Origin of the sequence: Staphylococcus sp. EG-SA-17 (assembly GCF_017151845.1) — a bacterium.
Lineage (GTDB): Bacteria > Bacillota > Bacilli > Staphylococcales > Staphylococcaceae > Staphylococcus > Staphylococcus aureus.
In genome coordinates, this window is sequence record NZ_JACVZO010000127.1 from 1 (window position 1) to 357 (window position 357).

A 357-nucleotide genomic window follows, 5' to 3' on the forward strand; every position below is an offset into this window, starting at 1 on the left:
AGGATCAAACTCTCCATAAAAATTATGATGTTTGATTAGCTCATAAATACTAAATAATGTTTGTAACTTATAGTTACGTTTTTGGAATTAACGTTGACATATTGTCATTCAGTTTTCAATGTTCATTTTTCTTACCGACAAGAATTAATTATACATTTTATTAACATTTAAGTCAATAACTTTTTTTATCTTGTCGATTTTATTTTTTAACCAAAATTTGATTAAAAAACTGCCTGGCAACGTTCTACTCTAGCGGAACGTAAGTTCGACTACCATCGACGCTAAGGAGCTTAACTTCTGTGTTCGGCATGGGAACAGGTGTGACCTCCTTGCTATAGTCACCAGACATATGAATGT

At 31.9% G+C, this 357-nt stretch carries 1 rRNA gene; it reads right to left on the reverse strand.

Features of this window, described 5'->3' with window-relative positions:
• Positions 1–231 precede the first annotated feature (231 nt).
• Positions 232–346: ribosomal RNA gene (gene rrf / locus IDG65_RS14380) — 5S ribosomal RNA — on the reverse strand.
• Positions 347–357 lie beyond the last annotated feature (11 nt).